The 8068-nt window shown below is 55.3% G+C and carries 10 protein-coding genes; 1 reads left to right on the top strand and 9 read right to left on the bottom strand.

Annotation, left to right across the window (positions count from 1 at the left end):
* On the top strand, positions 1-195 hold a 195-nt coding region (locus HF327_RS21900; protein ID WP_206764501.1), incomplete at its 5' end, for a hypothetical protein.
* Positions 196-917: 722 nt separating this feature from the next.
* Here the strand turns inward: HF327_RS21900 and HF327_RS21480 are convergent.
* The 9 genes from HF327_RS21480 to HF327_RS21520 all read right to left on the bottom strand — a co-directional run.
* Entirely contained in the window at positions 918-1493 is a 576-nt protein-coding gene (locus tag HF327_RS21480) for an ATP-dependent endonuclease (RefSeq protein ID WP_328701959.1), read from the bottom strand.
* Between the two features lie 42 nt (positions 1494-1535).
* Complete coding sequence (locus HF327_RS21485) at positions 1536-2867, bottom strand: ATP-dependent nuclease (RefSeq protein ID WP_198462388.1); 1332 nt, start codon at positions 2865-2867, stop codon at positions 1536-1538.
* A gap of 48 nt (positions 2868-2915) precedes the next feature.
* Positions 2916-3059, bottom strand: a complete 144-nt coding sequence (locus tag HF327_RS21490) for a hypothetical protein (RefSeq protein WP_198462389.1) — start codon at positions 3057-3059, stop codon at positions 2916-2918.
* A complete protein-coding gene (locus HF327_RS21495) occupies positions 3053-3340 on the bottom strand; it encodes an AbrB/MazE/SpoVT family DNA-binding domain-containing protein (protein ID WP_198462390.1) in 288 nt (95 codons plus the stop codon). The genes HF327_RS21490 and HF327_RS21495 overlap by 7 nt, the downstream gene beginning before the upstream one ends.
* 36 nt (positions 3341-3376) lie before the next feature.
* Complete coding sequence (locus HF327_RS21500) at positions 3377-4921, bottom strand: hypothetical protein (protein ID WP_198462391.1); 1545 nt, start codon at positions 4919-4921, stop codon at positions 3377-3379.
* Positions 4922-5207: 286 nt separating this feature from the next.
* The gene (locus tag HF327_RS21505) at positions 5208-5693 is read right to left on the bottom strand and encodes a hypothetical protein (RefSeq protein WP_198462392.1); all 486 of its coding nucleotides are present in this window, start codon (positions 5691-5693) and stop codon (positions 5208-5210) included.
* Positions 5690-6307 (bottom strand): hypothetical protein, encoded by a 618-nt coding sequence (locus HF327_RS21510; protein WP_198462393.1) that lies wholly within the window; start codon positions 6305-6307, stop codon positions 5690-5692. The genes HF327_RS21505 and HF327_RS21510 overlap by 4 nt, the downstream gene beginning before the upstream one ends.
* 367 nt (positions 6308-6674) lie before the next feature.
* Complete coding sequence (locus HF327_RS21515; RefSeq protein WP_206764502.1) at positions 6675-7658, bottom strand: site-specific integrase; 984 nt, start codon at positions 7656-7658, stop codon at positions 6675-6677.
* Positions 7659-7787: 129 nt separating this feature from the next.
* On the bottom strand, positions 7788-8068 hold a 281-nt coding region (locus tag HF327_RS21520), incomplete at its 5' end, for a hypothetical protein (RefSeq protein WP_198462394.1).

The raw sequence follows: 8068 nt of genomic DNA on the forward strand, positions 1-8068 counted from the left end.
CTGGCAATTTTGACGATAAGTAGTCTTGCAGGCTGTGGAAATCACAAGGAAGAGTTAGAAGCCTGTCATAAGCGCGGGATCGCGTACTTTGAAGGTACGCCTTCATACCCATACATGCAAAGCGAACCGAACAAGGGACGCAGGACAGCTGATGTCGTGTGGGAGCGCTGCAACCGAGCAACCACAGCCTTTTAGACCGGCGCATCGGAAACCTACTTACCAAAGCACCTTCGGGTGCTTTTTTTGCAAAAAATAACACCAGCAGTGTTGTATGCGTTATTTCGCAACATATTGATTTTTTAAAGAATATCCTCCTGCCACACTTGGAACACCAAAAAAACATTGCTAGGGAAAAATCAGCGTGCAGAACTAAAAGCCACGGCAAGAACACGGCAAGGACAGCCACACGATTACCCCAAGGAAGAGGGTTTTCGCAGTCCCTAAAGGGATGGACTAGCGGAGCCAACTTGCTAAGTCATCCTAAGGTTCGGCAGAGTTTTTGTGATTTCTAGAGTGACAAAGACAAAGGCCGCATCACTGCACTTTTGGGGACCAGTACGCGCGCGTGAGAAAAAACACTGTCCTAGGCTACAAAAGCGAGGCACACAGGCAATCTAATTTTTCAAATTTGCCTACAGATTGCCTACAGATTTCTAAAAGAAAAAAGCCCGCTATCTTTTAAATAGCGGGCTTTTCTTTACTGACTTGGTGCCGGAGACATGAATCGAACACGCGACCTTCTCATTACGAATCAGCCCCAAATGTTGGTGACGAATGTCTGTGAAGGATCGGGATCAATGAAATCAACAACCTCTACGCTTTAAGAAACTTTCACCTTTCAGTGGTCTTCCTAGAACCGCACAACGGTTGTGCCGTTATTGTGCCATGGCACACCAAGGTGTCGATTTTTTTGCAGTTCACGCGCCCTTGAACCGAATGTCCGCAGATAGCCCGTTTCCGGCAGCCCAAGCCTGAGCCTTGGACTGAAGCCACGGCAAATATCCCTCCGCGCCGAGTTCGCCATCTGCGAACGGTTCAAGTTGATCGGATGAAAGCAATGCTGTTAGAAGCGACTGCACACGCTCAGCCAGTACATCATTTTTGGAAACGACAAGATAGGTGTTCAGTGGCTTGTCTTTTGACTCCTCTTCTCCCCCAAGGAATCGCTCGAAATCTGGAACACTAATTCGATGTCGGGCGATCAATCCGGCCTCACGGGCCTTCAGAAGCAAAGCTCTTATCTTCTCGTTTTCGGTCCACATTCCGTTTTTATGGCCATTCTTATTGAAGGGCGAGTCGCAATCGTGAACAACGCCGAAATCAATCTTGAAATGGGTCATCACCTTGATAAGTGGAACGAGGATTGCCTTGCCCCGAGCGCGAATAATGGTCACCTGATCCATCAGAGCATGCTCTCGTTCAAGAATTGATGCCATAAATGCAGCGTGCTCTGTATCACCCTCTACAAGGACGGGGTAGGAACCAAAAAACACTTCGGAGAAGCTGGGGTCAATGTGCTGCAAAGCTTGAAGACGCTATTTGTCTTCTCCCTCGAACTCGATCAGATCCGATCGGTATGTCTTGGGGGCAACTGGCGCTGCTTCGGCATCCCCTGCTCGTTCCAGGCGGACAATTGTTGTGTGATCCTCGAAAGGGTTGATGAAGTGCGGCGAGTGGGTTGTCATGATGACCTGCCAGTCCGGACTTTCAGCCAATTCATACAGATGACGCTGTGCCGCTCGTGCCGCCATCGGGTGTAGGGCATTCTCTGGTTCGTCGATTAACAAGAGATAACCAGGAAAAGCGGGGTCGTCAGGGCTATCTGGGATCGGTGCTCCGCCATCATGTGCTTCGAGCAATGCTTTTGCCGTGTTCACGGACTCAGTAAGGACGGCCTTTTCGGCCTCCTTTGCCTTCACCAGCTTCTTCTCCGTATCAGAAATTTCCTTTTCCAATCGTTTGCGGTAGTCGGTGCGAACTTCTTTGTCGCGGGACAACTCGTTGTGAACTTGGAGCATTGACCAGAAAAGTGCCCTTCGTGCACCAGTCCCTTGTTGGCCTAGCTCCGTCTCTGCTACACCGTCTTTTACTTTCAGGCTAGACCCACTTTTCACAAGGTCTGCAACTTTTGGCACCAATGGCGCGGCTCCGATTTTCAGTCGCACGTCAAGGCGAGGAAATACGCCTTTGAAGCCTGTGGACACGCGACTAGCAATATCGTTGAAGTGCTCCTCGTGAGCTCCACTAATCACATCCATGCGTTGCGATACGCTTGCGATTGCCTTTGCAAGGTCTGATTCTGGATTGCTGCGTTCCTTCTCAAGCCCGGCTAATAGTGGTCCGAGCGCAAGAGCGAGCAGCATTTCCTCCGTCTTTTCCGAGTCATCAAGAGAGCCAATACGTAATGGCCTGGGCAATCTGGAACTGAAAACTGGATCGGCCCCGCCAGCCTTGCCGTCTTCTGCCCATGTCCCTAAGCCGTCAGCCCCACCAGTCGGATCCCATGTGGTGCGCACCTTTTGAAAGCTCGGTCCAATCCACTGCCACCGACTTTTTACGATCAGCAAGCCGTCTTTATGAGTCTTCCATTTGTCGTCTACGTTACCAATTCCCTCGGGAATATGCACTTCCAACAAAACCTCGGACGGCTGATCTGGTGGCGCGTACTGACAGCGATCCCTTGATACATCGAATGCTGCGCTACCTTTTGCCAATTCGTAGGCTCGCAGAATGGTTGATTTTCCTGCGTTATTTTTGCCAACCAGACAGACGACATTGTCGAGCTCTATTTCAACGCCTTCGTTGCCGATACAGCCGATGTTGCGCACGGTGATGCGCACAAGTTTGGAACGATTTGCACCTGCCATTTTTCCTCCACTGAATGTATTGATCTTGGACTTCGTGCGATTGCAAGGTTACCAGCAGCCAGCGCAGGCCGTCAGCAGGCCCACTCGCAAGATCAAGTGCACCACATCGAGCACAGCCCGCTGGGGCGTTTGTCCGATCACCCACAGCTGCGTGGGCTGGTCTTCAATCAGGGCGGACAGGAATTTCACCATTCCGTAGGCTCCTCAGGCTTAGCCTTGACCATCGCACCCATCCCAGCAACTTCGGCGGGGACTGGCTTGATCGTTTTGATCTGGATGGTGTTGTCATCGCAGACGCGGATGCGCAGGAAATCCTTCTCACGGATGTCCAAGAGCTCGACGATGTTCTTCGGTAGCCTTACCGACAAAGAGCCACCCCATTTCCCCACCCGATTTGCCATGGTTTTTCCCTTGCTGTTCAATGATCGACAAAATTGACTACAGCGGTTCAGCGGGGTGGTGGTCGGCGGCATGAGTCAACAAGCCAGCCAACCACCTGCTGCGAGCGTCTAAACGGCCATCGGCGGTGCCTCTGGGCAGCGAACCGTGGTCAGCGGTTGGAGGGGCTCTCCTGCACCTTGCGCAACGTATTCCGTGGTCACGGTGATCTGCCGGTCGCCCAGCGCATAGCGGGACTGCACCGGTTCTTGCGCCGCTGCGGCCAGGCTCAGCGCCAAGACTTCTTCCCGTGTCACGTCTCCGAACACGCCGCACTTGTGAGCCTCCAGAAAGGGCAGCAAGGGCTTCCCGATGTGGTCAAGGTACTGCCGGGCCTCGGCGCCGACAACAAGACGACCCAGGCGAACAACGGGCGGTGCGGACAGTTCTGGCGGGATATGGGAGCGGCCAATGCTTCGCGTGCGGCCAGCATCCAGCTTGACCTTGAGGGCATGAATCAGCCTTCGCGCCATGGCAGGACAGAACACGAAGTACTCCAACCCAGGGGGCGGAGCGTACATGCCGGGATACTGCGCCAGGGCGTTGAACTTCACGGAGGTCGCTTTCGCTTGTTTTTCCCAGGGTACAGAGATGTCCACATGCAGCCTCTTCTCGATCCGGCGCTTCATCGAGGAAAAATACTGCTGTCGGGCGAGTTTTGACGGTTTTTCCAAGATGGCCGGGTGGCTTCGGGCCTGATGGGTCGCGTCGTTATCCAGATGCCAGCGCAGCACCTTCTGATCGAGCGGGGCCAGCTTGGCAATGTCGGTTTCTTTGGGTTTGCGTGCCCGCAGACCTTCGTCTAGTCGCAGCCGTTTGCGAACGACAGCATAGGCCTCACGGTAGACAGTGTCCTGACCGTACATGCGCCAGTCTTCGACGCGGGTCCGTTTGTGCTTACGCAGCCATACACCGTTCAACGTGGGTTCCAAGCGCAGGTAGCACTCGCCTTCGTCAAAGATTGCATCACGCAGTTCGGCGCTGGGGAAGACCTGTTCAATCTCAGAATGGCGATCCTTGACGTAGCCGCCCAGTGGGGTTTCGCGATCCTTCAAGTAGACGGTATCGTCTTCACCATCGCCCACGCTGAATGCCTTCTTGCGGCGGGCTTTTCCGTCGGGGGAGGGCACATTCCACAGTTCTGTGGCGGCGCGGAACGCATTGCGTGCGGCCTGTGCCTCTTGCTTGTTTGCCAAACGATGCAGGAACGTGGGGGTAACGCTTTTCAGCACCACATATTCCAAGTCCAGCTTGTCGAGGCCAAAGTACGTGCAACCGTTGTCCCGCAGCCAGCATTTCGCCTGCAAGAGCATCAATTCGGTGGCTATGGGGGTGCCATTCACCAGCACAACGTTGTGGCCTGTGGCGCAGCTTAGGTTGATCTTTACTTCAAAGCCTGCCAAGCGGTTGTCCAGTGGGTTGCCGCGCCACCTGGCTCGAATCAGGAATTTGGTACCTGGTACGAGCCCTTTGGCGGTCCTCCAAGTTTGAAACGGGTTGCTGCTCACCCCATCGTTGTCAAACGGTCTGAGGGCTTTGAATGGGTAACTGCAAGCTTCGTATTCCTCGTCCGACATGGGAGGGATGGGGATGAAAGCGTGTAAAGAATCTGACATGGTTTGGTTCCGTAGAGCGGTGAGGACTTGGTGTCTGGTCGTGACCGCATCGCGCATTAGTTACTAAAGTGCATATTTCGGTGGCAAGCTGTCCGCCCGTTGACTTTGGCGCAGACCTTGGGCCGTGGGCTTGGTGCTTCCGCAGTGAGGTCTTGGTACGCCGAGCGAAATTTGCGCCGTAGTCGTAATTCAGCGCGTTACGCTCAATCAACACGGCTGAAAATTGCACAGTTGGCAGTGCAAAATTCAGCCGTTGGTTGCATCGCCAGTGTTGATGTCGATGGTTTCAACTGGCCTGCGTGCATTCGCAGAAGGGACCGCGCCACAGAGCAAGGTTGTGGATGTTCTGGCCACAACATTGGGGGCAGCTGGTCAGCCAGCCCAAGCCGTGGGCCTCCCACAGAGCAGAGTTCGGGAGGTTGACGATCAGCGTCTGCTTGTCTTCATAAATGTGGATCACGCCATCGTCCAATCGGTCGCGTGCAAAGACGATCACCGGCATCTGCGCGTTCTTGGCTTGCAACTCATACGGGTGACACTCTGACTGCCAGCCACGCATGAGTGCCTGGTCTTGCCAAAGCAGCTCGGGCAATGCGTTGAGGACAATTTCCAAAGCCTCTGCTTGCTCCAGTTCACACCAGAACGCGAAAGCCATCCCTGCAACCTCAATGTCCACGTTGGCGTCCCAAGACGAGGTGGCATCACGATCAAAATCGAACGGCGCAGCTTGCGAAGCGTCAAGCACGGGGTGTTGCTTGGCTTGCGACTTCATTGCGCATCTCCTTGGCCCTGGGCCATCCAGCGTTCCAATTCCTCGGCGTTCAGGTACACATTGCGTGAACCCGGCTGGCGAACGACGCAGGCCTCAAAGCCGTTGCTGCGCAAATTCGCTTTTGGGTACTTCAGATATTGGGAGGACTTGTGCGCCAAGTGCCGGAATGCCTGTTCCGACTTGGGATACAGTGCAGCAGCCTGCTTGAAAGTGATCCATTTGCGGTCAATCAACGGAACAGCTTCGACTTTTTGATCCGTTTTGCGCGGCGTGTATTTGCGCTTCTGCTTGGGGGGCGGTGATTCGCTGCCGGTGACAGGAGGCACCGCGAGTGGGCGCAGCTGGGCGACAAGTGCCGTCAATTCGGCGACCAATGCCATGACATGAGCGATCTCGATAGCCTCGGGCTTGGTGCCATGGGATGAGGCTGGCAGGTCTGGCGTGTTTTGTGTGCCAGCAGGCGGTTTACGTGAAAGAACCGTTGGAGATGGGAGAGACGGGCCTGACCCGTTGCCAAGCAAGCGGTGAATGCGCGTTGGCTGGTGTGGAGGGGAGAAAATTTCACGACTACGGCGTTTGACGGCCTTTGGCGTGATGTCTAGAAAGTTCAACATGAACGGGCTCCATTGAACGTACCTGAACGGCACACGGAATCCAGATCAGTGAATGCACCAAAACGCCCGATAGACGCTGCGCACTAAAGGCGGAGGGGTAGTAAAGTGGTTTGCCCCAACGCCACGCCTGACAAGCCTTGCCTTGCTATTGGCAAAACTTCCAAAAAGAACCGCGCAAGAAATATCCTTGCGGCTCTAATCAGCCAAATCCAGTGGTTTTTTTCCGCTCGTGTGAGCGTTGGAGGGTGTGGAGCGCAAATTGCTGCGAAAACAGCTCGTTGACTCTCCGGTTCGAGTCAAGGAGTGACAAAACCGAGCGCCAATGATATCCGATGCACTGTTTTCGTGAGTCGAACGCCCACGTTGTTCACAACAAGGACGGAATCCGACGCTTCTCCACTGGCCGGATGTACCGTGCCAGCGTTGCGTCTGACTTGTGCCCAGTCTGTTCTCGAATTTGATAGGGCTGCAAGCCCACAATGGCCGCAGTGGTCACGTACCCCGCCCGGAGGCTGTGCCCTGAGAACTCGTTGAAGTCGCGCCCCGCTGCTTTGGTGGCGCGTTTGATGATCTGCGCCACGGATTGCGTGGACAGTGGCTGGCCGGACACCGAGCCGCCACCCTTACGCACCGAGCGGAACAGCCAGCCAGACTCGATCCCCGCGAGTTGAAGCCAATCCAGCAGGCTTTGCACCGGACAGCGTTCGGCATCGCTGGCCCGAGGCAGAAACACGGTGCGGCCCTTGCCAAGTTGGTCGGTTTTCGAGAACCTGAGCAGCACCATGGCCCCCGCGTCATCCACCGTCAGGTCTTCAACATGCAGTGCCACCAGTTCGGAACGCCGAAAGGCCCCTGCAAAGCCCACAAGGAGCAAGGCCTTGTCGCGTGCTGCTTTCAGCGGCTTTCGTTTGTCCAGCGTCACCAGCATTTCCAGCAGCACGTCTTTGGTGACGGGCTTGACGGCACGTTGCCGGGTGCCCATGGTGCGTCGGATACCGTTCATGGTGGCCTTGACCAGTTCATTGCCTTTGATCGGTGACACCAGCCCCTGACTAACATGTGCGTTGTGGATGGCGATGCACCGCCGTTCCAGGGTGGCGACTTTGAGGGTGGCAGCGAACTTGGCCAGATAGTCAGCAACCACAGCCCCTGTGGACGGAATGGAGCCGCCATGTTGCAGGTAGTGCTGCACGTCGTTGGCGTAGGCCCGCTTGGTGGCTTTTGACTGCGCCGCAGCGATGAAACCATCAACCGTATTGATTTTTAGCTTCTCCGGCGTTTTGGCGCATTGGGTGGTGGTCGTTGCAGGCGAGGCTGCGCCTGCCGTGGTGCGTGGCTTTTTGCTGTTCATACTGATTTCGATAATGGTGCCGTATCACTGCGAATCAGCAGCGACAAAAAAGCCGTGCGGCACGAATGCGGCACGGCTGATGGCGGGGTGAAGGTTGATGCTGGCGACTTTGGCGCGAAGGGTTCTGTTTCAGAATCTGGCGATGGGTGCCCGTTGCGGCCTCGGGGGCGCGTAGTCGGCGGTGTGATAGCGGCAGGCCATGACCAGACTCAACAAGGCTGCGGACACGTCAGAGGTTTCAGCGATGAACCAGCCCAGTGATTCAATGGTGTCGCCGCCAATCTCGCTGCCTACCTCTGATGCGGCATGCGCCAGGATCGTGCCGACGGCGGAAAGCCCCATGTTGATGGTGTTCATCACGGTTTCGGCGTTCTCGGCCAGTTGAACAAGCGAAGCAGGGTCTGCTGCGT

Source organism: Comamonas suwonensis (assembly GCF_012844455.2).
Classification (GTDB): domain Bacteria; phylum Pseudomonadota; class Gammaproteobacteria; order Burkholderiales; family Burkholderiaceae_C; genus Comamonas; species Comamonas suwonensis.